The sequence below is a fragment of the Paenibacillus pinistramenti genome (genome assembly GCF_005869875.1).
GTDB classification, from domain to species: Bacteria; Bacillota; Bacilli; order Paenibacillales; family Paenibacillaceae; genus Fontibacillus; species Fontibacillus pinistramenti.
Genome location: NZ_VAWG01000005.1, coordinates 142,791 through 166,818, shown reverse-complemented (window position 1 = coordinate 166,818; position 24,028 = coordinate 142,791). Strand labels below are relative to the sequence as shown.

The window sequence follows — 24,028 nt, the reverse complement described above, 5'->3', positions numbered from 1 at the left end:
TTTCAGTTCATTCCCATACTCTCCCGGACTCTTCTCCGCCCTGTAAAGAGCAGCATCAGAAAGGAAATGACCAGGATCGACCCTGTCCAGATCCAGGCCATCTCCATATTGCCGGAGTCGACCGCGACATAAATGGCCGTTGGAACCGTCTGGGTCCTGCCCGGAATGTTGCCGGCAATCATAAGCGTTGCCCCAAACTCGCCCAATGCCCGGGCAAAGCCGAGAATAAAGGCGCTGAGAAGCGACTGCAGGGCAAGCGGCAGCGAAACATACCGGAAGACCTGCCATTCTCCGGCCCCGTTCGATCTGGCGGCGTCCTCCAGGCTGCGGTCAATCGAGGAGAAGCCGGTCTTCATCGTCTGGTAGATCAGCGGGAAAGCCACCACCACAGCAGCCACAACCGCGGCCCACCAGGTGAAAATAATCGGGGAAGCAAACAGCCATTCCACGAACCGTCCGACCATGCTCCTGCGGCCCAGCAGCATCAGGAGCAGAAAGCCGACAACCGTCGGCGGCAGGACTAGCGGGAGCATAAATAACGTTTCAAGCAGAACCTTTCCCCTGAATTTCGCCTGGGTCATCCAGCGCGCAGCCAGAACCCCAAGCAGCAGCGAGGCGACGCTGGACAGCAGCGCCACCTGCAGCGACAGCCGCACCGGCGGCCAGTACTCTTGCCAGTTTATAGCCATTGCGCGTTATTTCCCGGGAATAGTAAATCCGTAGGTCTTGAAAACATTCAGCGCAGCCTCGGACTGCAGATAGCTGTAGAACGCTTCTGCTTCACTGCTGTGCTTGGTCGCTTTGACCACCCCGATCGGATATTGAATCGGAGAATACAGCGAGGAATCCACTGTAAAAGCCACCTTCACTTTATCCGTGGTCAGCGCATCGGTTTGATACACAAAGCCGGCATCGGCATTACCGGTTTCTACGTACTGCAGCACTTGTTTGACGTCCTTGCCCTGAACAGTTTTGGACTGCAGGCTGTCCCAAAGCTTGGCGGAAGTAAGAGCTTCTTTGGCATAATTTCCGGCCGGGACACTTTCCGGAATGCCGATGCCAACCGTCTTGACCTCCGCCTTGGCCAGATCATCCAGCGTCTGGACAGCTGCCTGCTCCGGCGGAGTGACCACCACGAGGGTGTTATTCAGCAGATTCACTTCATGCGTGGTATCAACAAGCCCTTTGTCGACCAGGGCCTGCATATTCTTAGCGGAGGCAGACAGGAACAAATCCGCCGGCGCCCCCTGCTCGATCTGCTGCTGCAGCGTACCTGATCCGCCAAAGTTAAAGCTCAGCTTAATGTTTGGGTTCTGCTGCTCAAAATCCGCTTCAATATCCTTCAAAGCATCGGTAAGGCTGGCCGCCGCCGAAACCGTTAACTCAACCGTCTCCTTCGGCTCATTAGATGCCGCCGCTTCAGCTGAAGGGCTCCCGCTGTCTGAACTTGGCGCTGCCGAGACTGCATTGCTGGCTCCTGGTGAAGCATTGCTGGTCTCCTCCTTGCTGGTACCGCAGCCTGATAGAATACCCACGGACAGAAACACAGCCAACAAACCCATGCTAAACTTATTAATCTTAAGCATAGCGCCTCCTATGTAGTTATATTTAGTTATAAACAGTTATAATTGACATGATTATACCTGCATGAAATGAAGCTTGTAAATCCTTTTCACGGATTTATTCCAGGGTTATGGTAAAATAAATGAACATGCCAGAACGGATACGGCTTAACAAGAACAACGGATAAGGCTTAACGCTTGAGCCAGCACTAACAAAGGAGGCCCCGCCATGTCCAGCGATATATCCTACACCACTGAAGAAATTGCCAAGCTTCTCAAAATATCCAAATTGACCGTCTATGATCTGATTAAAAAAGGCGACCTCCCCGCTTACCGGGTCGGCAAGCAAATGCGTGTGGACGCGGCGGATCTGGAAGCTTACAAGAATCGTTCGAAAGCCGCAGCCCGGATCGATTCCCCGCCCCTGGCGGAGCGCGACTTCCCTGCTTCACCGGTGTCCCCGCCCCGCCAAAGCGGTCCCCGTTCCCTGGTGATCACCGGCCAGGATGTCAGCCTTGATATTTTAGCCAAGCATATGGAAAAAGGCATCCCCGGCATCAGGCCGCTCCGCTCTTTCGCAGGGAGTCTGGACAGTCTTATTTCGATGTACCGCGGGGAAGCGGACATTGTCAGCACGCATCTCTTTGACGGAGATACCGGTGAATATAATCTCCCCTATATCCGCAAGCTTCTCGGCGGCTTCTCCTGCATGGTGATCAACCTGCTGGGCCGCAAGGCCGGCTTCTATGTTCCCAAGGGAAATCCGGACGGGCTCAGCGGGTGGAAGGATTTGAAGCGGCCCGGTCTCCGGCTGGTCAACAGGGAAAAAGGCTCAGGCGCCCGTGTGCTGCTGGACGAGCAGCTCCGCCTTCACGGCATTCCTGCCAGCCAAATTGAAGGGTATGACTCTGAGGAATCCAATCACCTTGGCGTTGCGGGGAAAGTGGCTTCCGGCGAAGCCGATGTCGGCGTCGGAATTGAGAAAGCGGCCATGACTGTAGGGACTGTCGACTTTGTCCCGCTGACTCTGGAGCGTTATGATCTCGTCCTGCTGAAGAAGAAAGAAACGCAGGAATGGACGGATGCGGTAGTGCGCATTATACGGTCTGAAGCCTTTCAGAACGAGCTGCGCTCCATTTCCGGCTATGACTTGTCGCTGACAGGCCAAATTTTATATGAAACTTGATACAGAGAGGGAGCCTCGGATTATGCGGCGGAACCAGACTTCCTAGTATCGTCCGCTCTTTATCATGACCAAGACATCCAAATTTGGGTTAATGGAGATTTTTCATCGTGTCTGATAACCAGCCAAACAGCAATCCAGAAAAATTGCAAAATTGCACTTCATGTTATGGTCCACGCCGCTCAAAACAAATTTCCCTCAGAATTTGACCGAAGAAGAACGGAAGATTATGCTTCAGCACATTTCGTATTGGACGGAGAAGCAGAATCAGGGCATTGCTCTGGTCAAGTTGAAAACGCAGACCAAGTTCCGCAGCTCATCGCTGAGGACCCTGCTGTTATCGCTGGAGTGATGACAACGGAATTTTATCCGATGATGGCAACCTTGCCGAAATAAATAATCCGCAGCCCCCAAAAAAGCAAGGGCATCCAACGCAACGCGACCCTGCCGGGTCTGCTGTCTGGATGCCCTTTGTTCATTTATCCGGGAATTTGCCTAGAACGTATAGCCGTCAAACCGCTCTGCATTGTCCAGAGCCTGCCATAAGCCGGGCTGTTCGCCGCCGATCGCCCAGTAAGCGAAGCCGGCAATCTTTCTGCTGCTGCCCATCCGGTATTTCAGCGTCAGGGAGCGGCTGTCTTCCAGCCAGATCTTATGCTGAACACCATTAGTCTGATAGGAAGCAGTATACTGTCCGATATCCGCCTTCCAGGACCAGGAAATGCCATAGCGCGTCATTCTCGCATTCTGCTCGTTTAATGTCAGATCTTCCGAGGCGCTGGCGCTTCCGTTCCACTTCAGGGACCAGTCCCGGGTATAGAGCGGCATCCCGAAGATGACCTTTGCGGCTCCAGCCTGTTTAATGAGCTTGTCCAGTCCGGACTGCACCCAGCCGAACGAAGCGACAGAGCCGGGCTCCGGATCACTGCTCCAGTGCTCATCATAGCCCATCAGCACCATATAATCCGCACTTTTGGCCAGAGCCGCATAATCAAAGGCTGCGGTCCAGTCCGACGCCAAATCGGGCGATACGCATACGGACAAGGTTTTGCCGGCTTGATGAAGCTTCCCTGCCAGATTGGCGACAAAGGAAGTCAGCGCACTGCGGTCGGCAGGCAGCACGTTCTCAAAGTCAAGGTTCAGCCCGTCCAGCTTATAGGCTGCCGCGTAACCCGCGAGCGCCGCCGCTGTCTGCTCCGCTTTCGCAGAGCTTGCGAGCATGGCATGGGTCGACTCCGCATCGGAGCGGTTCCCTACAAGCGGCCAGACCTTCCGTCCGGTCGATTTGGCCCAGCTGGCCAGCGCCGTCTTCGTTCCATTCTCCAAAGTGCCGTCACTGTTCAGAAAATACCATCTTGGCACAATCACATTTATACTGGATGCGGAAATGCTTGCCTTAAACTCCTCATCCGTCTGCCCGAACTGCCAGCCCAGCTGAATCGGTTCAGACACCTCAGCCGAAATCTGGCTCCCGTAGGTTTCATCGGTAATAATGCGGTCCATCACCGCCGCCATTTCCTCCCGCGTGACAGCATCATTCGGGCGGAAGCGGCCGTCCGCCCCCTCCATCAGCCCCAGCTTCTGAACGGTATAAACCGATGCCGCGGCCCAGTCCGCCACTTCATCCGCATCGGAATAAAGGGCAGAAAGACTCCCGGAAGAAGCCGTTTCCTTCAAGAAACGGATCAGCCAGACCGCCAGCTCCTGGCGGGTAACCCCGGCGTCCGGCATATATTTTCCACTGCCTTTACCCTGCGCCAATCCTAAATATACGCCCGCCTGCACGTATCCATAATACCAGGCACTGCGTGAAACGTCCTGAAAGGCCGGTATGCCGCCGTCCGCAGGCTCCAGCTTCAGCAGCTCCATCATCGCCTTGGTTCCTTCAGCCCGGGTCATGACCTTTTTCGGGGAAAAGGTGCCTGCGGCCGTTCCTTCTATAATTTTACGCTGATATAAGTCTAAAATAGCCGATTTCGCGAAACTGCCGTCAATATCCTGAAAGGATGACGCAGCAGTCGCCGCCCAGCTGACAGCCGGAGCTTGAATAGATAGAGTTACGGAGCAGATCCCTGCCCCCAGACATAAAGCAGCAGCGGCTTTCAGCCAACGATTCATAGATGATAGATCCCTCGCTCTTCTTTATCGGTAAGTCTGCCGGCAATGATCTGCCAATCGGTAAATCTACCGACCTGCAGCTCTACCGGGATAAGTCTATGTTACCAAATGTCTTCCAGAGCGGCATGGAGTAAATAATGGTAGTTTAGCAGAGCCAGCGGACCGCCTCTCTTTTTGATAAAAATAAACAATTCGCTTAGACTGAACTTATCATCTGGTTCAAATCACAAAGGAGGACATGCTTCATGTCAATGTTCGATACACCGGTCAACCGTAGAAACACTTCTGCAGAGAAATGGGATGATTTGGACCATATTTTTGGAAGCGGGGATGTGCTGCCGATGTGGGTGGCCGATATGGATTTCAGAGCTCCTGAAGCCGTCATCAAGGCCCTTCATGAGAGGGCGGAGCATGGCGTATTTGGATACAGCTTTCTGGGCGACAGCTACAGAGAAGCGGTTGCGGGATGGATGCTAAGAAGACATCAATGGCAGGTCGATCCCGAGGCTGTCGTGCATGCACCCGGGGTGGTTCCCGCCCTGTTTCATCTTGTCGGCGCCTTCACTTCACCCGGAGAGGAAGTCATCATTCAGCCTCCGGTGTACCCTCCCTTTGCAAGAGTCGTGAACAACCTCGGCAGGAAGCTGCTCCTGAACCCGCTCCTGCGGAATCAGGAAGGCCGGTACGAGATGGATTTCAAACAGCTGGAAAGCCTGATGAACGGCGAAGCCGGCAGGGCCAAAATGCTGATTCTGTGCAGTCCGCACAATCCGGTCGGCCGCGTCTGGACGCGTGATGAGCTGTCGGCTCTGCACGAGCTGGCCGAACGCTATAACGTGCTGGTCGTGTCGGATGAAATTCACGCTGACCTGACCTTCAGTCCGAATGTCCATGTGCCTTTCGCAGCGTTGTCCGAACAGGCGAAGGAGCACTCCATCATCTGTACGGCCCCAAGCAAAACCTTTAATTTGGCCGCGCTGAACACGTCCAATATCATCATTCACAATCCGGAACTGCGCAGCAAATTCAAAGACCAGCTCAGCACATATGAAGCGGGCCAGGCGGGAATTTTTGGACTGACTGCAGCCGAAGCGGCTTATACCCACGGGGATGAGTGGCTGGACGAATGCCTGGACTATATCCGTTCTAATATGGAAGGGGTACTGCAGCATATCACCCGTTACAAAAATAAGGACGGCAGCCCGCTCGTCACGGCTCACCTGCCGGAAGCGACCTACCTGCTCTGGCTCGACTTCCGCCCACTCGGCCTGACTGCCGATGAGCTGAGCGCCTTCATGATCAAGGAGGCACGCCTTGGACTCAACAGCGGCGCCTCCTTTGGCCGGGAAGGCGAAGGCTTTATGCGGATGAATCTGGCCTGTCCGCGCAGCATCGTCGATGAAGCCCTTCAGCGCCTGAATGTCGCCATGGAGCGGTTCACAAGCGGCAGCTGAGTCATGAGCATGTGAAAGATTATGTGAAAGAATATGCGAAAAATTGCGAAAGACCTCCCGCAGCCTGCAGGAGGTCTTTCTATTATTAATGCGATTCACCCGGTTTAGGATTCAAGCGCGCTGTTCGCAATAACCTGTTTGTACCAGTAGTAGCTGTCTTTAGGCGTGCGTTTGAACGTTTTGAAATCGACATGCACCAGGCCAAACGGCTTGCTGTAGCCGAATGCCCACTCAAAGTTGTCCATCAAAGACCATAGGAAGTAGCCTTTGACATTCACGCCGGAGGCAATCGCGCGGTTCAGCTGAATCAGGTGCTTGCGCAGATATTCGATCCGCTTCGGATCGCGGTACTGGCCATTGTCCTCTTCGGACTCATAATAAGCACCGTTCTCTGTGATATAGATTGGAATATCGCCGTAATTGGCTTTTACCCAGGTCAGAACGGAGTAGAAGCCCTGCGGATAGATGTTCCAGTCAAAATCGGTCTTATCAAACGCTGCATCCACCACTTCAAACTCCAGGATGCCTTCGTCCGGATTGTTCCGGCCGATCCCGCCTGTGTAGTAGTTGATGCCCAGGAAGTCGATCGGCTGGCAGATGGTCTCCATATCGCCAGGCTGAACCGGAGGCTCATAGCCTTTGGATTTGTACCAGTCCAGAGCGAGCTGCGGGTATTGTCCTTTAAACACAGGATCGAAGAACCAGCCGTTAAAATAAGCGTTGCGGCGCGCGCAGGCGTCGATATCCTCCTGACTGTTCGTGAACGGCTCAAACCATTCCGTGTTCGGCGCGATGCCGATCGAGCCTTCTGTGCCAAGCTCCCGGAACCGTTTAACGGTTTCGCCGTGTGCAACCAGCAGGTGGTGAGCTACGTCAAGTGCGGCCTGGAAATCGGTCTTGCCCGGCGCATGCGCGCCCAGTTCGTTGGACAGGAAAGAAACGCACCAAGGCTCGTTGAAGGTGAGCCAGTTCTTGATTTTGCCTTCAAAAGATTTGAACATGGTCTCCGCATAGCGGACAAATGCCGCAATTGTCTCGCGGGATTCCCAGCCGCCCTTGTCCTGCAGCGCCTGCGGCAGATCCCAGTGATACAGCGTGCACATCGGCTCAATGCCGTTTGCCAGCAGCTCGTCAACCAGACGGTGGTAGTAGTCCAGGCCTTCCTGGTTAACCGCCCCGTCGCCGTCCGGAATAATGCGCGGCCAGGCTACAGAGAAGCGGTAAGCTTTGGCCCCCATATTTTTCAAAAGCTGAACATCTTCCTTATAGAGGTGGTAGCTGTCGCAGGCCAGGTCACCCGTGTCGCCGTTCTCTACCTTGCCAGGCGTGCGTGCAAAAGTGTCCCAGATGGACATGCCGCGGCCGCCCTCATTGTATGCGCCTTCAATTTGGTACGAAGAAGTAGCTGAACCAAAGATAAAGTCTTCAGGAAATTTAAAGCTGGTCATGAACCTGTCTCCCTCCTTTAATATACAAGCCTATTGTAGATGAAATCGATTCCACGGGCAATGATTTTATTTTGAAGCAAACCTTCTCCTGAACTTGAAAAATAGACCGCGTCATACATACTTTTGCCGAAATTTGAACAAATTGTTGCTTAGCCGCTTTCAGCGCATTTCAAGCACATTTCAAGCACTTTTCAGGCTCTGTTGATTCCATCGCTGAACCGGGGGGTTAATGTAAGGGGAAGGCATCCTGCCCATTATTCCAATAACAAATCAAGGAGGCTGTTTGCACATGCCGGAACAAAGACTTGAGGGGCAAATTGCAGTGGTTACAGGCGGAGGTTCAGGAATCGGCAAGGCATCCGCGCTGGCTTTTGCCGAGCATGGGGCCAAGGTTTATCTGCTCGACTTCTCCGCGGAGCATGCCAATGAAACGAAGAACCAAATCGAGCAAAAGGGCGGCACCGCTGCCGTCATCGAAAGCGACATTTCCAAGCCCGAAACGCTTGAGCAGGCCTTCCGCCAGATTGCTGAGCAGGAAGACCGGGTGGACGTCGTCTTTGCCAATGCAGGCATTAACGGGACAATGGCACCGATTGAGACGATGGAAATTGACGAATGGGACCGGACCATTAACACGGATCTCCGGGGGACGTTTGCCACGGTCAAATATGCGATTCCGCATATGAAAAAGCAGGGCGGCAGCATCATTATTACGAGCTCCATTAACGGCAACCGGGTATTTTCCGGCTTCGGCTTCTCCGCTTATTCCTCTTCCAAGGCGGGTCAGGTTGCTTTTATGAAAATGGCTGCGCTAGAGCTGGCCCAATATAAGATCCGCGTCAATGCCATCTGTCCGGGCGCAATCAAGACCCATATCAACGAGCGGACATACCCGTCCGATGACCTCAAGGAAATCGTCATTCCGGTGGAGTATCCGGAAGGAAGCCAGCCGCTGGAGAACGGTCCGGGCTCCCCTGAGCAGGTTGCCCAGGTTGTGCTGTTCCTTGCCTCCGGCGAGTCCTCCCATGTAACCGGGACGGAAATTTATGTAGACGGTGCGGAGTCGCTGCTCCGCGGCTGACGGGCGGCAGCGATTGACACGGCAAAAAGCCGGACCTCGTTTCAAATTGAAGCGTCCGGCTTTTTTTGTGTTTATTTTTCAAATAAGATAGGCTGCTGCCCGTTCCCGTTCGTTCCCGCTCACCCTTACTCGTTCCGGCTCATTCCCAGTAATCCTTGGGCCGGTAAACGATCTCTCCTGCTGCCGAGATGCGGAGCACACCGCTCACTTCGTCGTACTGCGTGCTATCGCCTGAATTTACATAGTACCAGTGTTTGATGGTGTCCCCCTGCTCGGGTTCCTCAAACCGGAACACATTCAGCTCCTCCTTCAGCCGCACCACGTCTCTGCCGGTTTCGGCCGGCACGCCCCGGAGTTCGAAGACGATTCTGTCGCCGTCATTGCCGATTTCATACTGGACGCCTTCCATCTTTGAGGTATCCAGCAGCAGACGCCCGGCAACCGCGTGTTTGACCAGTACACGTTCAGCCATTATTTAGCCCTCCCCGCCTGTCGTTTAGTATTCCGCTGTATGTGGATTTACGGCAAATCAATCAGCATAAAGAACACATCGTCCCTGGCTGTCAGTTCCAGCTCCGTATGACCTTCAATCCGGGCCGAATCGCGTTTGCCGAGCTCATGCTCCTGCTGAACCGCCATATTCCCTTCCATTACAAACAGAAAAATACGGCCCCCGCCGCCTGGCGGAAGGACAGCTGCTCTCCGGCCTGCAGCCTGCTCATATAGATCGTCAGGTCCTGGCCGATGTCTGCGACTGCCTCGCCGCCTTCACGTGCGACCACGGGCAAGAGCCGGCCGTTCAGCTGCTCCGGATCAAACTGGCTTGTCGTATAAGACGGATTCTTGCCCCGCTGCTCGGGCATAAACCAGATTTGCAGCAGATTAACCGTCTCCTCCTTCAAGGGGTTATGCTCGGTATGAATTACCCCGGAGCCTGCCGACATCCGCTGCACACCGCCGAACGTCGTAACCGCTTCGTTGCCGAGGCTGTCTTCATGACGCAGCCGGCCCGACAGCACGATTGAGACGATCTCCATGTCGCTGTGGGGATGGGCGCCAAAGCCGCGGCCCGGAGCGATAAAGTCGTCGTTAAAGACACGCAGAACGCCAAAGCCCATATTGTTCTCGTCCTGATAATCGCCAAAAGAAAAGCTTCTGCCGGTCTGCAGCCAGTCCAGATCTGCCTCGTTCCGCCCGGAAGCGGGATAAAGAGTAATCATGCCTTCCTGCCTCCTTCATTCTTATTCCTATGAATTTAATAATCTTTAATTCAAAATAGTCTGTATCCGCATTGTAACAGAACTCACCCGGCTATACAAATGGTTGTTACTTACTTTTATTAAGATTGATTGTAATAAATCTGTTTGCTTGTATGCTGCCCGGAAAGAACTATAGTAAACTATACAGATTAATAGACTAATAGATTCCGGGGTGATTCGGTTTGAACTATACAGCAATCGACTTTGAGGTTGCCAATATGCGCAGCCGCGCCAGCGTCTGCTCGGTCGGTCTGGTCGAGGTGAAGGACGGCGTCATTGTTCAGGAAAAATATACGCTTGTCAATCCCCATGACCGCTTTGATCCCTTCTGTGTTGCCGTTCACGGCATTACACCCGGGATGGTGGAGGATGCTCCGTCGTTTCCCGAGGTGTGGGAGGACATTCGCAGTCTGATTGAGGGCCGGACGCTTGTCGCCCACAACGCTTCGTTTGATATGAGCGTGCTCCGCGGCTGCATGGACGCCTTTGGCTTTGACTATCCGGACTGCACCTACGTCTGCTCTTATTTGCTGTCCCGAAAAATCTGGCCCGGCCTGCCCGGCTACAAGCTGAACCAGATGGCGGCTTATCACGGGCTGTCCGGCTTCCGGCACCATGATGCCCTGGAAGATGCCCGGATCGCTGCACAGCTGCTGCTGAAATGCTTTGAACAGTCTGCCGGAGCGGCAGATTGTCCCGGCTTGGCTGAGGCCTGCGGGTACCGGCTCGGCGCATTGTTCCCCGGCGGGACGTATGCGACCTTCACCTCCGCCAAAGCGGCTTCCAAAGGAAGCAAGCGGAAAGGAGCAGCCGGGGGAGCAGCGAAGGCTGGCGCCGCGGCTGGAGCAGCCGGAGTCAATTCCGGGGGCAATTCCGCAGGCAATTCCGGAGGCAATTCCGGAGCCGACTTTGGAGGCAATTCCGGGGGCACGAGGGGCCGCCAGGCCCTGACGCCTGCCCCTGCCGCTGACGCCGATATTAACCATGCCTTATATGGGAAAAATATCGTCTTCACCGGCAGGCTCGGCTCTCTGACGCGGAAGGAAGCGATGCAGCGGGCCGCCGAATGCGGCGGCCGCTGCGGAGAGACCGTGGAGCTGCAGACCCACTACCTGGTCGTGGGTCAGAACGATTTTATCAAGCTGCAGAGCGGCGGAGCCCGCAGCAGCAAGATCCAGAAGGCGGACCGGCTGGCCGGCGCAGGCCTGCCGGTCCGCCTGATCTCCGAGCAGCAGTTTCTTGCGCTGCTCGGAGAAACGGCCGCCAGCCGCCCTGCGGCTGAGGCGGCTGGCGGCCAATAAACAAAGGCAGACAAGCCTGACTGAGCGGCCTCTCCAATTGTTAGACAAGTCTAACAAAGGATGCGCCGTTCGGATGGCGTTGTCTGCCTTCTCTTGTTCCCGGCCAGAACCGGCCGGGCTCCCTTCTCAAACCGCATCAGCCGAGCTGCTCTGATGGGCTTCTTGACGCGGCTCCGCTTCGGCAGCAGCTTCTTCGCCTGCCTCTGCTCCCTCTTCCGCTTCCGCTTCCATTTCTGTCTCCGCTTCCGCTTTATCAGCCGTTCCGGCTTCCTCATACGCATCAGGCACTTCATGCACTTCTGCCTTGAACGGCTTCACCCAATACCCGTCGGCGATTTGGAAGAAGCCGACAAAGTGATCTGTATTGTTATGCCGGTTCAGGGCAGCCTGGTTCCTCCATTTTTCAATGCTGACAAAAGTGTTCTTCTCTTCAACCGCTTCGTACAGAAGGCAGCAGAGATTGCCGGCTTCTTCACGCGTCTTACGCTGCAGAATGCCGATCTGCTCCAGAAAATCCTCGCGTTCGGACGGATGAACATACATATGCGCTTGAATCATAATCATCAGAATCAGCCTCCCCGCAATGGTGTCAGTCAGCCTGGGGCCTGCTACGCCCTCAGCTTCTTAAGTCTAGATCTTAAGGTATATAACCCTGCCGGGGTGCATCCTTAAACAGGCCCTAAGCGCATAGAGCCTAAACCAGCCGGCCAGGCCTGTTCATTTCCAGTTCCGTACACGTTCACTGTCCTCTCATGTGCAAAACCGTGCGCCTAGCTGTCAGCTTGCCGACCTGCCTTCATGTCCGCGCTGCCTGCTCCTGTCTTCTTCCATAGGCCCAATGATTGGTGGGCCCGTGCCCGTTCCCAAGCCCTAAGCCGTCCTCCAGGGCTGCCTGGATAAAAGCCCGTGCCCAGCTGACGGCTTCGGCGGCCTCCAGCCCGGCCGCAAGCCCCGCTGTTACCGCCGCGGAGAAAGTGCAGCCCGTGCCGTGCGTATGCCGTGTCTGCACCCGGGGGCCGGCAAATTCCGTAAACCCGCTGCCGTCGTACAGCAGGTCCACCGACCGGCCTGGATCAGCCGCTTCATGACCGCCTTTAATGACCACATAGGCGGTCCCCATAGCGTGCAGCCTCTTGGCCGCCTCGCGCTTGTCCGCGCTGCCGGCAATGGTCATGCCGGTCAGCTTCTCCGCCTCCGGCAGGTTCGGCGTAACGACCAGCGCCAGCGGCAGCAGCCGGGTGCGGAGCGCGTGAACGGCCTCCTCCAGCAGCAGCTCGGCCCCGCCTTTGGCGATCATGACGGGGTCAACGACCAGCTTCGTCCACCCAAAGCGGCTGATCTGTCCCGCCACCGCCTCGATAATGGCCGCACTGAACAGCATCCCGGTCTTCAGCGCGTCGGGCTGCAGATCTTCACCGACAGAAGCAATCTGTGCGGCCACCGTCTCCGGCGGGACCGGATGCACGCCCTGAACCCCAAGGGTGTTCTGGACAGTTACCGCCGTAACCGCCGACATTCCATACACACCGAGCTCCTGAAAGGTTTTGAGGTCGGCCTGAATTCCGGCTCCGCCGCCGCTGTCCGATCCCGCAACCGTTAACGCTTTATGCACGCGGTTCATCGGCAGTCCCTCCCTGCACGCGGATAACCGCCTCTTCCAGTACGGCCTCCGGAGATAACTGGTACAGCTCGTTCAGCAGCTCCATTTGGAAAGCTCCCGGCCCGGTCTCCGCCGTCCGCCGGGCCGCCCGGGCTGCCGCAGCGCCGTATCCGGCAAGCGCAGCTGTGCCGGCGAGCAGATAATCATCCTCTACCGCGCAATAAGCCCCGATAATTGAGGTCAGCAGGCAGCCTGTTCCCGTAACCTTCGTCAGAATCGGGTGCCCGCTTTCTATTTCGATGACGGTCTGCCCGTCCGATATGTAGTCTTTAGCACCGGTAACGACTGCGACCGTCTGCCAGCGCGCCGCTGCCCGCCTTGCCAGCTCGGCTGGTTCTCCGCCTTCCGGAGTCTCGCCGGCATCCACCCCTTTGATCGCCCAGTCCTCCCCGGCCACATTCGCGATTTCAGCGGCATTGCCGCGGATCAGGCCGATTTTTACCGAGCTTAATATTCGCTGCGCTATTTCACTCCGAAACCTTGTTGCTCCCGCCGCAACCGGGTCAAACAGCACGGGTACGCCCGCTTTATTGGCTTCCTTGGCGGCCAGCAGCATAGCCTCTGCCGTACTCCCCGTCAATGTGCCCATATTCAGCACCAGGGCGCCGGACTTGCCGGCCATTTCCGCAGCTTCCTCCACGGCTGCTGCCATAACAGGTGAAGCGCCGAGCGCAAGCAGGCCGTTCGCCGTAAAATTGGTGACGACCTCGTTCGTCATATTGTGAATCAGCGGGTTAACCTGACGGACACGCTTGGTGAGCGCTGCCGCCTTCATCAGAAATTCATCCGTTATTACGCTTGCTGACATGAGATCCCAACCTTTCGGGGAGCCCGGAAGGCGCCTGAACCTCCTGCATCCGCCCTCAAACCGTCCTTCCGCGCCGGCAGACAAGAGCCCAATGAAGTCCTAAGCGGCCTCTCCCTGGCATAAGAAAAGACACTCTGCCTAAGCAGAGTGCCCCAATTCCCGGATCACTAACTCCCTACGCTGGCATTACCCAACAGGTTCGAACGGTCTACGACGGATCAGTCGTACTCTCAGCTTGCTTCCGCAGGCTCCCATGCATATGAATTTAATAAAGATGCTTCCAGTTTATCACAACCGGGGTATTATCTGAGCTTCTTTTTTCGAAAAATAAGCCTTAAGCCGCCGTCTGCTCAGCAAAGATTAGGCCTGAATGATTAATCGCTGTGCAGGCGGGTATGTAATCTTTGTAGACCTTATCTCCCTTTTAAGAAACGGAGCTTTCCCAGCCGGGAATCCGTTTCTTCTTTTTTTCTTTGTGTCAAGCAGTCTGCCAGTAAAAAAAAACAGCCCCTGAGTCCATAGACCCAAGGGCTGTCTTTCACAATCAAACTGAGCAGCAAGTTCTCTTACTTAACTTGCTCGCCGCCTTCTGCACGCACATCAAAGTCGTGGCTGAAGGAAGCTTCCATAATGTTTGCATACGCCCAATTGCTGTCTGCTACGTCGCTCCAGAAGCCAGCCTGTACGCCGTACAATGGTCCGCGCTCAAACAATTTGTTCAGAACGGTAACCGTTTCGGCGCGTGTCAGCTGTTTGTTTGGCGCATAGGTGCCATTCTCATAGCCATTCACGATTCCGGCATTCTTAATTGCAGCAATGTAGCCTGCTGCCCAGTGTCCATCGGTATCACTGAAAGCACCTTTCGAAGCATCTCCGGCGAGCGGATCCATCTGCTTGTAATTGGCCGCAATGACAGCCATCTCGGCGCGGGTAACGGCCGCTTCAGGACGGAAGTTGCCATTGTCGTCGCCGACCATAAGTCCTTTCTCTTTCACGAAAGCAATGGCTCCGTTCGCCCAATGAGTCGCTGCAACGTCCGGATAAACCTTGCTCGAGTTCGCTTCCTGCGTATATCCCAGGTTGCGCGCCAGCATCATGGCCATTTCCGCACGTGTAGTAGCCTTCTCAGGCTTGAACGTACCGTCGGTGTAACCCTTGATGTAAGCATGGTGAGCTGTCAAGTCCTGACCGTCCCAGCTCAAGATGGTGAACGTACTAAACTTGTCGGTGTCAAACTGCAGGCCAAGCTGCCCGTTGCCATACTCAACAACCGTGCCGCGTTTAACTTCCTTGGTGCCATCCTCGTGTTCGATATAGATAGCCAGCGAGTTCAGGAATGTCTGTTTCTCCTGCGCATTCGTCGGCATCGTTACGTCACGCAGCGGCAGTACCAGGGTAACCGGACGGCTCTCCATGTTGGTTTCGATCGTCATTGGACGGGAAACCACGTACGGAGCCAGGTCCTTCGAAATAGTTGTAACTACGTCTTCCTTCACCGCACGGTTCAGGATCTTGTCTTGTTCTGTCTGAGCCTTCACTGGAACAAGCCGGAAGTACAGATCATCGTTAAAGTCAGCCATGGAGCTGCTTGGCACAATGACACTGCCGTTCTCTGTGTAGATCTCCAGATCCTTGCCAGCTGCCTGCACTTCGCTGAGTGCTGCCTTCGGTACATTGACTTGTGTCTCACTGACTTCATCATTGGCATCCGGAATGACGATCCGCACCACCGGCTGGTTCGCATCCTTCGCCTTTGTTACTGCTTCCTTCGCCTGATCTTGGGTGAGGGTTACCTTATCCTTCTTCACACCGTTCGCATCAGTTGTACGCTCGATGACGGCTTTGGATACTTCGGACTGCCCGTTGCCCATATCCACAGATACTTCGATCTTCTCAGTCGAATCTGTCGGTGTGGCGACCGTACCTCCGCTAGACGAGCTGCTGCTGCCTGAAGAGGAACTTGACGGTACGTCCGTCTCATCATCGTCAGACGAGTTATTGTCCGAAGATGAAGACGCCGCCCCGCGGTGAATTGTAACGGTATAGGTTACATTGCGGCCATCCTGCTGCACATAGATCGTGAAGACATTATCGCCCTCTTGGAGATCGAATGCCGAAGACGGTTCGCCGGCCGCGAATTCCTGGTCATTGATGGTCATCGCTCCGCCGCTCTGTGCTGTATTGATTGTAAAGGTTGCATTGCTGACGCTGTTGTCTACATTCAGAGTATAAGACAAGTTGCTGGCGTCAAAATCCAGTTCCCCGGCCGAAGTCGTAATGCCCGACACAAGTGCAGGATTCTGCCACTGGAAGACCGGGAAGCCCTGATTATAGTTGTCGCCTGTGCTCATTTCCCAAATCGTTGCAAAATCCCAGTCGCTCGGCAGTTCGCTGCCCGAGTCGAAGGTAGACTGCTGTCTCATCTCATCTGTGGTCTTCTCGTAAGCAAAGCCTTCCGTAGGAGACAAGGTGATGCCATCAATAACCTCTACATTCTCAGAATTCACATAGTTATGGTCGAACTCAAAGGCTCCTTCGTAGTCGCTATAGAGATTTGCATCTCCATATGCCAAACCCATATGGATAGAAGTGCTGGCGTAGTAGTCATTATAGATCAGCTTGCCGCCGAAATGATTATGAGAGATGACTTCCGGCGCACCTGCTTCGGATGGCACATTACCTGTAATAAAGCCTACAAGGCCGCCCAGATCATCCGCATAGTGCGTGTAGCCCTGTACATCGCTGATCGAATAGTTATTGACAATCTGATGCGGCATGCTGATATCCAAACTTCCAAAGAAACCGCCAGTTGCGATGATACCCACGACAGGGCCGCTGGAATAAGACTCGCTGACGTCGACATCCTTCGCATAGCCGATAAATCCGCCAGTCTCAATGCCCATATTGGAGGTAACACTGCCCTTGGCATAGCTCTTTGCTACTACAACGTTATCTGCGTAGCCGATCAAACCGCCTGTTGCATGATTGCCTTGGTATTCCAGATATTGAGTCAAATCATCACTCGCATCATGCGACTGGGCGTTCGTCTGCACATCAACGGAGGAGCCGCTGTTCGTAATAACCGTTTGAACCGGAGGCTGTGCATCCATCGTTTTTGCATAGCCGATCAGGCCGCCCACATTGTTCGTCGTCACGTAGTCGCTGTTATCATCGAAGCCTCCATTACCATACACAGTGCCTGCGGCCGTTACATGATCTACTGTCGTTCCTACGGCCAAACCGACCAGGGAACCCACATTCTTGCTGCCTTCCATATAAACATTGCTCAGGTTCAAATTCTTGATCGTCGCACCTTTGGTTGCACCGAACAGGCCGATGTTATTCCCAAAATAATCGGACGTCCATAATCCGCTGATGGTATGGCCGTTGCCATCCAGCGTACCGGTGAAGGCATTGCTCAAATCGCCGTTGGACGCATCATAGGAACCAACCGGCTCCCAGCCAGACTCGGTCTCCGCCAGGTAGCTGTCCATATCAATATCTGCTCCGAGCTTGAAGTCTGCATCCGGATGCAGACGCATATTGTCCAGATCCTCCGGAGTCATGATGATATACGAATTCGAGTTCTCCTCTGGATTCGAAACCTCACCTGAATCCGACTCAGTATCAATAACGAAGCTCTCACGTGCAGATAAAGTCCAATCTTCATCATACAAGAGTGAAGCGGTATCCCACTCCAATGCATAACCGTTGTCCGTTTCCGGATCCGGGTTAACAGCATCCGTCAAAGCGCCGTCATTCACGATTGGATTAAAGACATCCTCCTGATAGTCACCGCTGGCGTAGGCTGCAGGAGCCTGGCCCGTGCTGGTCAAGGTCATTACCTGCATCCCGCCGTCGTCCAGTGTCTTCTTCACACCTACCGCCTGATTGTCCTCGTCCCAGAATCCTTCGCCTTCGTCTCCGCCGGCCAGGTACGTGTCATTGCCGTGGAAGAACTTGACGTCAGACAGATCGTAATCGTTAAGATTGTGGAAGGTCCAGGAGCTGTCATAATATTGCTTGCCCTGCTCGTAGCTGATGGTTTGTGTCACTTCCACCTGGTCGCCGCAATTCCACACCAGCGTCATGGTGTTCGCTTCCGCATCCTTTGTGTAGGACTCCAGGACCGCTTTCTCATACAAGCTTTGAAGACCCCATGACTCTTCGTCGAAAGGACCGTCAAAATAACCGAGCGAATAATACGTATCCCCGACTTTCAGCAGGGAGCCTTTGTCACTTGCCTCATAACGAAGAGATGTACCGAAATATGAGTTATCGTCATCATAGATCGCATCCTCGCCAGCAGTGTTATATACCTGCATCACCCAGCCCTCGCCGTCATAACGGTCAATGGACATCCGCCCACTTGGATCCGGATAAATAAGCAAAGAGCCTTCTGCCGGGCTCTGCGTATCGCCCAGGCGGTCTACGACATACAGATCCGTCGTTACGCTGTCTTCTCCATCTGTCACCGTTACCGTTGTATGGCCAAGCTCCTTGGGCTCCAGCGTACCGTCAGCTGCGACAGCAGCAATGCTCTCATCTGCAATGCTATACTCCGGTTCACTCTCGATGTAGTTGATATACTCCGGCTCTACCTTTTTATCGGTTTGATCCAAGCCGACAACCAGATGATCCGGCAGTCCGATCCCGCTCACGTCGACTTGCTCCCAAGCCCCGTATTGGCTGTCTTCATCCGAATAAGCATAAATCCATGTTGAACCGGCATGGTGCGGGGTAACCAGCCCATTCTCATCTACCGTTACAATGTAAGGATCACTGGTAGTCCAATGAACCACTGTGTTCTCCGCATTGTCCGGCACTACCTCCGCATACATCTGATGGGGTGCAGCAGAAGCACTTTCAAATGTATAAACGCCTTCCGGCTCGTCGATGAAGAGGTTCTCTACCGCCACACCCGGGTCGGCGAATACTGCCTGCAATGGCGACATCACCATATACACGCCTAATATTGCTGCCATACCGGTGCGAGTAACAAACCTAATTCGACTCGACTTTTCCTTACTCATAAATACCCTCCCTGATGACTGAATAATGTCGCAATTTGTCGCTCTAAGTCGACTTTTGACTGGCTAATTATGACATGCCGCTGCATTGCTGTCTAGTACTAAAATTAACAATCCGTCCCCCCCTTTTTTCCTATAACAAATCCCCCTAACTCTGCCGACATAATTGATTTAAAGAATCCAAAAAACTCAAAACAAAAAAACGTCTTTGTTTCTGTATTCGAAACAAAGACGTTTGCTATAGAAAAATGGCTATAGAAAAATGAATAGGTAACTCTTAAAATTGAAAATCCTCATCGGTCAAAGGCTCGACATTCAGCGCCTTCACATAACCGTTGCCTTTTTTGGAGAAGAAATCGTGCTGCTTCGTATGCGTGCTGATCCCGTTAAAGACGATCGGATTCACTTCCTCTTCCTCAAACAGCGGATCAAACCCGAGGTTCATCATCGCTTTATTGGCGTTGTAGCGGAGGAACACCTTCACATCCTCAACCAGCCCGATCGGCGAGTAGATCTGCTCGGTATAACGCTCTTCATTCGTATGCAGATAGCGCAGCAGGCCTACCAGCGTTTCGTGGGCATCGTGCTGCTCTTCTTCCTCCAGCTCGGCAAAAATCTCCTGCGCCAGAACGCCGACATACACGCCGTGAATGCTCTCATCGCGCAGAATCAGGTCGATAATCTCGCCGCTGCAGGTCATTTTGCCCTGCCCCGCCAGATAAAGCGGATAGAAGAAGCCGCTGTAGAACAGATAGCTTTCCAGCAGCACGGAAGCCGCCATGGCCAGGAACAGCTCTTTCGGCGTGTTGATATTCGTGTAATATTGACGGATCGTTTCCGCTTTCGTCTGCAGATACGTATTCTGCTCCACCCAGCGGAAGACGGAGTCGATCTCCTCAGTAGAAGCCAGCGTCGTAAAAATGCTGCTGTATGATTTTGCGTGAATCTGCTCCATCATGCCCATAAAGCCGAGCACCGCTTTGCGCTGCAGGCCGTCCACATGCTCCATGATCTGCGGCATGCCGACGCCGCCCTGGATCGTATCGAGCAGCGTCAGACCGCCGAGCACCTTCATATAGGTGTCCTTCTGGTCGTCGTTCAGCGTCAGCCAGGACATTTTATCGTCAGAGAGCGGAATTTCATCATCCGTCCAGAACTGCATAATATTCTGGTTCCAGAACATCAGCGTAAAATCATCATCCGGCCGGTTCCAGTTCACCGCTTTGATTGCGTTCATTCCCTCGTTCCCCTTCCTCATGAAAGGCGCAGCCTGGGGCTGCGCCGGTTCTTGCGTCTTCATTCACTCTTAACCTCTATCAGCTCTCTGTGCAATTAGACAGAGCAGGTCAGACATTCTTCAACGGACAGCTTCTTGGTCCGCGTGTAATACAGGGATTTCAATCCTTTGTGAGCCGCATACAGGTAATAACGGGCCAATTGGCGGGTCGTTACGTTGCTGTTGACGTGCAGAATCGTCGAAATGCCCTGGTCCACGTGCGGCTGAATCTCGGCAATAAGATCGAGCACCTTGAACTGATCCATGTTGTAAGAAGATTTATAGAAAAAGATATTATCGCGCTGCAGATAAGGCATTGGATAATAAGTCGTTGAGTTCGCATAGGTCCGTGTTTCGATCTGCTCCACGATCGGCATAACGCTGGAAGTGGAGTTCTGGATGTAGGAAATGCTGGCTGTCGGTGCAATCGCCATCCGGTAGGCGTGGTACAGGCCATTTTTCATAACGGCTGCTTTCAGCCCGGCCCAGTCCTGCGGAGATGGCAGTTCCAATCCTTCAAACAAAGCCTTCACACGGTCGCTGGATGGACGGTAGTCCGTCTCCAGGTAGCGGTCAAAGTATTTGCCGTTTGCATATTCAGATTTGTCAAAATCGGCGAAGGTTTGTCCGGTCTCCCCAGCGATCAGCATACTCTTCTCGATGGAGTAGTAGTTCATCGCCATAAAGAACGCACGGGCGAATTCCTTCGCCTCTTCGCTTTCATAAGCAATTTTGTTCTTCGCAAAATAGCCGTGCAGGTTCATCACGCCAAGCCCGACGGAATGCATCTCGCGGTTCGCCTTCGCTACGCCCGGCGCATTCGCTACGTTCGTCATGTCGCTGACGGAAGTCAGGGCGGTCATGCCTTCATGAACGGATTCGCGGATCTTCTTCGATTCCATCACGTTCACAATGTTCAGGGAAGCCAGGTTGCAGCTGATATCGCGGCGAATGTGGTCCTCCATGCCGTAGTCGTTAATCTCGGAGGTCTCCTGCAATTGGAAGATCTCGGTGCACAGGTTGGACATTTTGATCTGGCCGATGCCCTTCAAAGCGTGGTCCTTGTTGGCATTGGTTTTGTTCATGATGTATGGATAGCCGGATTCCAGCTGCACCATAGCGATTTTGGTCAGCATGTCGCGCGCGTTCATAACCGCTTTCTTCTTCACCCGGCCGTCCGCCAGCAGCTTGTCGTACATTTCGTCCATATCCATATCGTCGAGATGAACGCCGTAAGCTTTAAACACACTGTAAGGTCCGAAGACGTGCAGCGGCTGGTTGTCCCTTGCAAGCTCATAGAAACGGTTTGGCACAATCAGGCCGATCGACAGCGTCTTGAGGCGGGTTCTTTCGTCCGCGTTGATCTTCTTGCTGTCCAGGAACTCAATTACATCCCAGCCAAAAATATTGTAATAACCCGCGCCCGAACCCTTGCGCTGTCCCATTTGGTCCGCGTAGGAGAACGCGTCCTCCATCAGCTTCAGCACCGGCATGATGCCTTTGGCCGCGCCTTCCACCCCTTTGATCGCTTCGCCGCGTCCGCGCAGCTTGGACAGGTTCACCGCAACGCCGCCGCCGATTTTGGACAGCTGCATGCAGGTGTTCAGCACATAGTTGATCGAGTTCAGGGAGTCGTCCATCTCCAGCAGGAAGCAGGAGACGAGCTCGCCCCGGCGGCTCTTGCCCGCGTTCAGGAACGTCGGCGTTGCAGGCTGCAGGCGCTGCTCCATCATGGAATGCGCAAGCGTGCAGGCTGTTTCGGCGTTTCCGCGGCCCAGATGCAGCGCTACAGCTGCCACCCGGTCCGGATAATGTTCTAAGTATTGGGAACGGTCATTCGTCTTGACGGCATAGTCGGTATAAAATTTTGAAGCTGCCATGTAAGACTGGAATTCGAAGTTATAGCTGTGCGTAATTTCGTAAACCTTTTCCACTTCATTGGGCGTATATTTCTGATAGAAATCTTCGTAATAATCATTCTGGATCATGTAAGCGACCTTGGCCGCCGTGCTCTCAAACTTCAGGCTCTTCGACTCGACATCCGCCAGGAATTCACGAACCGCCTCGCGGTCCATCTCCAATTGGAAAAATCCGTCCTCGCCCGTCTTCATCAACATGTTATTCAGCTCAATATGCCGCAATTCGGCTCACCTCCTGTTTAAATCGCTCTGCATCACCAAAGGTTCCGGACAACTCAAATTTACTGATAATGGGAACGTCGTACCGTTCCGAAATAATGTCCGCGCTCAGTGCGAACCTTGCCCCCCAGTTGCGGTTGCCGCTTGCCGCCACCCCGACCATCTGGTCATGGTTGCGCTGCAGAAACGAAGCAACCTTCTCCGGTACCTGTCCGAAGCCGGTCGTATATGTAATCAGTACAAAGGGCTCCTCAATGGTCATGGCTGCATCAATTTGTACCGCCTGCATCTTCAGTTTATTAATAAATCTCTTAACGTTGCCCGTCTTTGAATCATAGGCGATAAGCACTTTTACTCATCCTTTCACCCTAGCTGGCCGCTCATTTGCAAGATTTGTCTTGTTGTGTCATTAAACGTAATCCCGAGGTTTAAAACCCAATATCTTGATGATGTATTTAAATTTAACCTCTAGATATAGTGATGTCAATCCTTGCAAAAGCCCGTTTGGGAGGGGTTGCCCGGCCGAAATCCGCTACTTTGCTAGGTTTCCGGCCATTTTTCGAGCACGAAAAAAAAATAGAGAAAGCGTCCCGGCTCAGTCCGGAAACGTTTCCCGATTTTATATGAAAATCAGATTTGATTTTTTTCCGAAATCGCATCTGCCAGTCTTGCGTAAATGCCCACAATTTCCTGCATCGGCATCCGGACCAGTCCGCTGGAGGAAGGCGCTGCAAACTCGTGCAGCCCGTCAAGGAACGGCTCAGGCTGAAAGCCCCAATTCGCCTTGGAACGCCGGCTGTACTCCGTGTAGACTCCTTTGCCCACAAAGCAGACGATTCTAGGCCTGTAATGGAGCAGCTTGGCGATCAGCTCTTCCCGGCCCAAGCGGTAATCCTCCCTGGTCAACTCGTCAATGCCTTTGGTCGGTCTCGCTACAATATTGGTAAACCCGTAGCCCAGCTTCAGCAGCTCCCCGTCCTCTGACGGGTCATACAAACGCGGGGTCAGTCCCGACTGATGCAGAATCCGCCAGAAGTTGTTGCGCGGGTTGGCATAGTGATGTCCGGTTTCGCCTGACCTCAGGCTCGGGTTAAAGCCGACAAACACAATCTGCAGGCCGGTGTCCAGATGGTCCGGCACTCCGCCGGCTCCTTCGTGCCCCTCTGCATTCTGGTTCATGGTTCTTCCTCCAGTTGAAGTATGGATAGTCAGCGTACCGTTTGCAGCTTATCGCTTACAGCCTCATGCCCATCCGGCTCTTGTAGCGGGTGATCAGCACCTGCGAATCGACGCTCGTAATTCCGGGAAGCACGTAAAGCTTCTCCTTCATGAACGCTTCCATCTCCTTATTGTCCGTAAACAAAGCGTGCATATGAAGCTTGGAAGGTCCGGTCATATGATAAAGACTGGTCACGACAGGCTCGTCCGACAAGACCTCAGCCACCTGCTGCAAATATTTGGGCTCGACCTCCACGTTAAAGAAAGCCGATACTGAAATCCCTATTTTCTCAGGATTTATGACAGCTGTAAAGCGTTCTATGACGCCTTCATCCATTAAAGCATTGATACGGGTCTGTACGGCGACACGCGACAAGCCAATCTCCTTGCCTAAGTCCGTATAGGAGATCCGCCCGTTCATATTGAGCGCCTTAATGATTCTGCGGTCAATTTCGTCAAGCATTACGCGGCCTTGCTCATCCATTCTCGACA

20 protein-coding genes and 1 pseudogene are annotated in these 24,028 nt (G+C 53.8%); 6 read left to right on the top strand and 15 right to left on the bottom strand.

The features are described 5' to 3' along the window. Positions 1–2: 2 nt before the first annotated feature. Positions 3–689: a molybdate ABC transporter permease subunit gene (gene modB / locus FCN15_RS09005; protein WP_138494671.1), complete on the bottom strand. Its 687-nt coding sequence runs from the start codon at positions 687–689 to the stop codon at positions 3–5. Positions 690–695: 6 nt separating this feature from the next. After that, a complete protein-coding gene (gene modA, locus FCN15_RS09000; RefSeq protein ID WP_138494670.1) occupies positions 696–1,586 on the bottom strand; it encodes a molybdate ABC transporter substrate-binding protein in 891 nt (296 codons plus the stop codon). 205 nt (positions 1,587–1,791) lie between these two features. On the opposite strand from modA, the gene FCN15_RS08995 reads away from it, so the two are divergent. Further along, positions 1,792–2,748, top strand: a complete 957-nt coding sequence (locus tag FCN15_RS08995) for a helix-turn-helix transcriptional regulator (protein WP_138494669.1) — start codon at positions 1,792–1,794, stop codon at positions 2,746–2,748. Positions 2,749–2,908: 160 nt separating this feature from the next. Next, positions 2,909–3,097 carry a hypothetical protein gene (locus FCN15_RS08990; RefSeq protein ID WP_203232109.1) on the top strand — a complete coding sequence of 63 codons (189 nt, stop codon included), beginning with the start codon at positions 2,909–2,911 and terminating at the stop codon, positions 3,095–3,097. 143 nt (positions 3,098–3,240) lie between these two features. Here the strand turns inward: FCN15_RS08990 and FCN15_RS08985 are convergent, their stop codons facing one another. Further along, on the bottom strand, positions 3,241–4,863 hold the full coding sequence (locus FCN15_RS08985; RefSeq protein WP_138494668.1) for an S-layer homology domain-containing protein: 1,623 nt from the start codon (positions 4,861–4,863) through the stop codon (positions 3,241–3,243). Positions 4,864–4,865: 2 nt separating this feature from the next. On the opposite strand from FCN15_RS08985, the gene FCN15_RS19615 reads away from it, so the two are divergent. Beyond that, complete coding sequence (locus tag FCN15_RS19615; protein WP_275259485.1) at positions 4,866–4,997, top strand: hypothetical protein; 132 nt, start codon at positions 4,866–4,868, stop codon at positions 4,995–4,997. 111 nt (positions 4,998–5,108) lie between these two features. Further along, complete coding sequence (locus FCN15_RS08980) at positions 5,109–6,317, top strand: MalY/PatB family protein (protein ID WP_138494667.1); 1,209 nt, start codon at positions 5,109–5,111, stop codon at positions 6,315–6,317. A 104-nt stretch (positions 6,318–6,421) separates the two neighbouring features. On the opposite strand, the gene FCN15_RS08975 is transcribed toward FCN15_RS08980, so the two are convergent. Further along, on the bottom strand, positions 6,422–7,765 hold the full coding sequence (locus FCN15_RS08975) for a GH1 family beta-glucosidase (protein ID WP_138494666.1): 1,344 nt from the start codon (positions 7,763–7,765) through the stop codon (positions 6,422–6,424). Positions 7,766–8,054: 289 nt separating this feature from the next. Here FCN15_RS08975 and FCN15_RS08970 point away from each other — a divergent pair, with 289 nt between their 5' ends. Next, positions 8,055–8,846 (top strand): SDR family oxidoreductase, encoded by a 792-nt coding sequence (locus FCN15_RS08970; protein ID WP_138494665.1) that lies wholly within the window; start codon positions 8,055–8,057, stop codon positions 8,844–8,846. Between the two features lie 139 nt (positions 8,847–8,985). Here the strand turns inward: FCN15_RS08970 and FCN15_RS08965 are convergent, their stop codons facing one another. Together FCN15_RS08965 and FCN15_RS08960 are read right to left on the bottom strand one after the other, a co-directional pair. Beyond that, positions 8,986–9,318 carry a hypothetical protein gene (locus FCN15_RS08965; RefSeq protein ID WP_138494664.1) on the bottom strand — a complete coding sequence of 111 codons (333 nt, stop codon included), beginning with the start codon at positions 9,316–9,318 and terminating at the stop codon, positions 8,986–8,988. Between the two features lie 47 nt (positions 9,319–9,365). Further along, positions 9,366–10,066, bottom strand: a pseudogene (locus FCN15_RS08960) (pirin family protein). Positions 10,067–10,287: 221 nt separating this feature from the next. On the opposite strand from FCN15_RS08960, the gene FCN15_RS08955 reads away from it, so the two are divergent. After that, on the top strand, positions 10,288–11,406 hold the full coding sequence (locus FCN15_RS08955) for an exonuclease domain-containing protein (RefSeq protein ID WP_138494663.1): 1,119 nt from the start codon (positions 10,288–10,290) through the stop codon (positions 11,404–11,406). Positions 11,407–11,532: 126 nt separating this feature from the next. Here FCN15_RS08955 and FCN15_RS08950 read toward each other — a convergent pair whose 3' ends face one another. The 9 genes from FCN15_RS08950 to FCN15_RS08910 form a co-directional block, all read right to left on the bottom strand. Continuing rightward, positions 11,533–11,970: a putative quinol monooxygenase gene (locus tag FCN15_RS08950; protein ID WP_138494662.1), complete on the bottom strand. Its 438-nt coding sequence runs from the start codon at positions 11,968–11,970 to the stop codon at positions 11,533–11,535. A 232-nt stretch (positions 11,971–12,202) separates the two neighbouring features. Further along, positions 12,203–13,027, bottom strand: a complete 825-nt coding sequence (thiD, locus tag FCN15_RS08945) for a bifunctional hydroxymethylpyrimidine kinase/phosphomethylpyrimidine kinase (protein ID WP_138494661.1) — start codon at positions 13,025–13,027, stop codon at positions 12,203–12,205. Beyond that, the gene (thiM, locus tag FCN15_RS08940) at positions 13,011–13,874 is read right to left on the bottom strand and encodes a hydroxyethylthiazole kinase (protein WP_420819559.1); all 864 of its coding nucleotides are present in this window, start codon (positions 13,872–13,874) and stop codon (positions 13,011–13,013) included. Before thiM ends, thiD begins: the two co-directional genes overlap by 17 nt. Positions 13,875–14,440: 566 nt before the next feature. Further along, positions 14,441–18,859 carry an S-layer homology domain-containing protein gene (locus FCN15_RS08935; protein WP_162515328.1) on the bottom strand — a complete coding sequence of 1,473 codons (4,419 nt, stop codon included), beginning with the start codon at positions 18,857–18,859 and terminating at the stop codon, positions 14,441–14,443. Positions 18,860–19,181: 322 nt separating this feature from the next. After that, positions 19,182–20,141: a class 1b ribonucleoside-diphosphate reductase subunit beta gene (gene nrdF / locus FCN15_RS08930; protein ID WP_138494659.1), complete on the bottom strand. Its 960-nt coding sequence runs from the start codon at positions 20,139–20,141 to the stop codon at positions 19,182–19,184. 95 nt (positions 20,142–20,236) lie between these two features. Further along, positions 20,237–22,321 (bottom strand): class 1b ribonucleoside-diphosphate reductase subunit alpha, encoded by a 2,085-nt coding sequence (gene nrdE / locus FCN15_RS08925; protein WP_138494658.1) that lies wholly within the window; start codon positions 22,319–22,321, stop codon positions 20,237–20,239. Continuing rightward, positions 22,308–22,667 (bottom strand): class Ib ribonucleoside-diphosphate reductase assembly flavoprotein NrdI, encoded by a 360-nt coding sequence (gene nrdI, locus FCN15_RS08920; protein ID WP_138494657.1) that lies wholly within the window; start codon positions 22,665–22,667, stop codon positions 22,308–22,310. The genes nrdE and nrdI overlap by 14 nt, the downstream gene beginning before the upstream one ends. Before the next feature lie 281 nt (positions 22,668–22,948). After that, positions 22,949–23,497, bottom strand: a complete 549-nt coding sequence (locus FCN15_RS08915; protein WP_138494656.1) for a mismatch-specific DNA-glycosylase — start codon at positions 23,495–23,497, stop codon at positions 22,949–22,951. A 55-nt stretch (positions 23,498–23,552) separates the two neighbouring features. Further along, positions 23,553–24,020 carry a chromate efflux transcriptional regulator ChrS gene (locus FCN15_RS08910; RefSeq protein WP_138494733.1) on the bottom strand — a complete coding sequence of 156 codons (468 nt, stop codon included), beginning with the start codon at positions 24,018–24,020 and terminating at the stop codon, positions 23,553–23,555. Positions 24,021–24,028 lie beyond the last annotated feature (8 nt).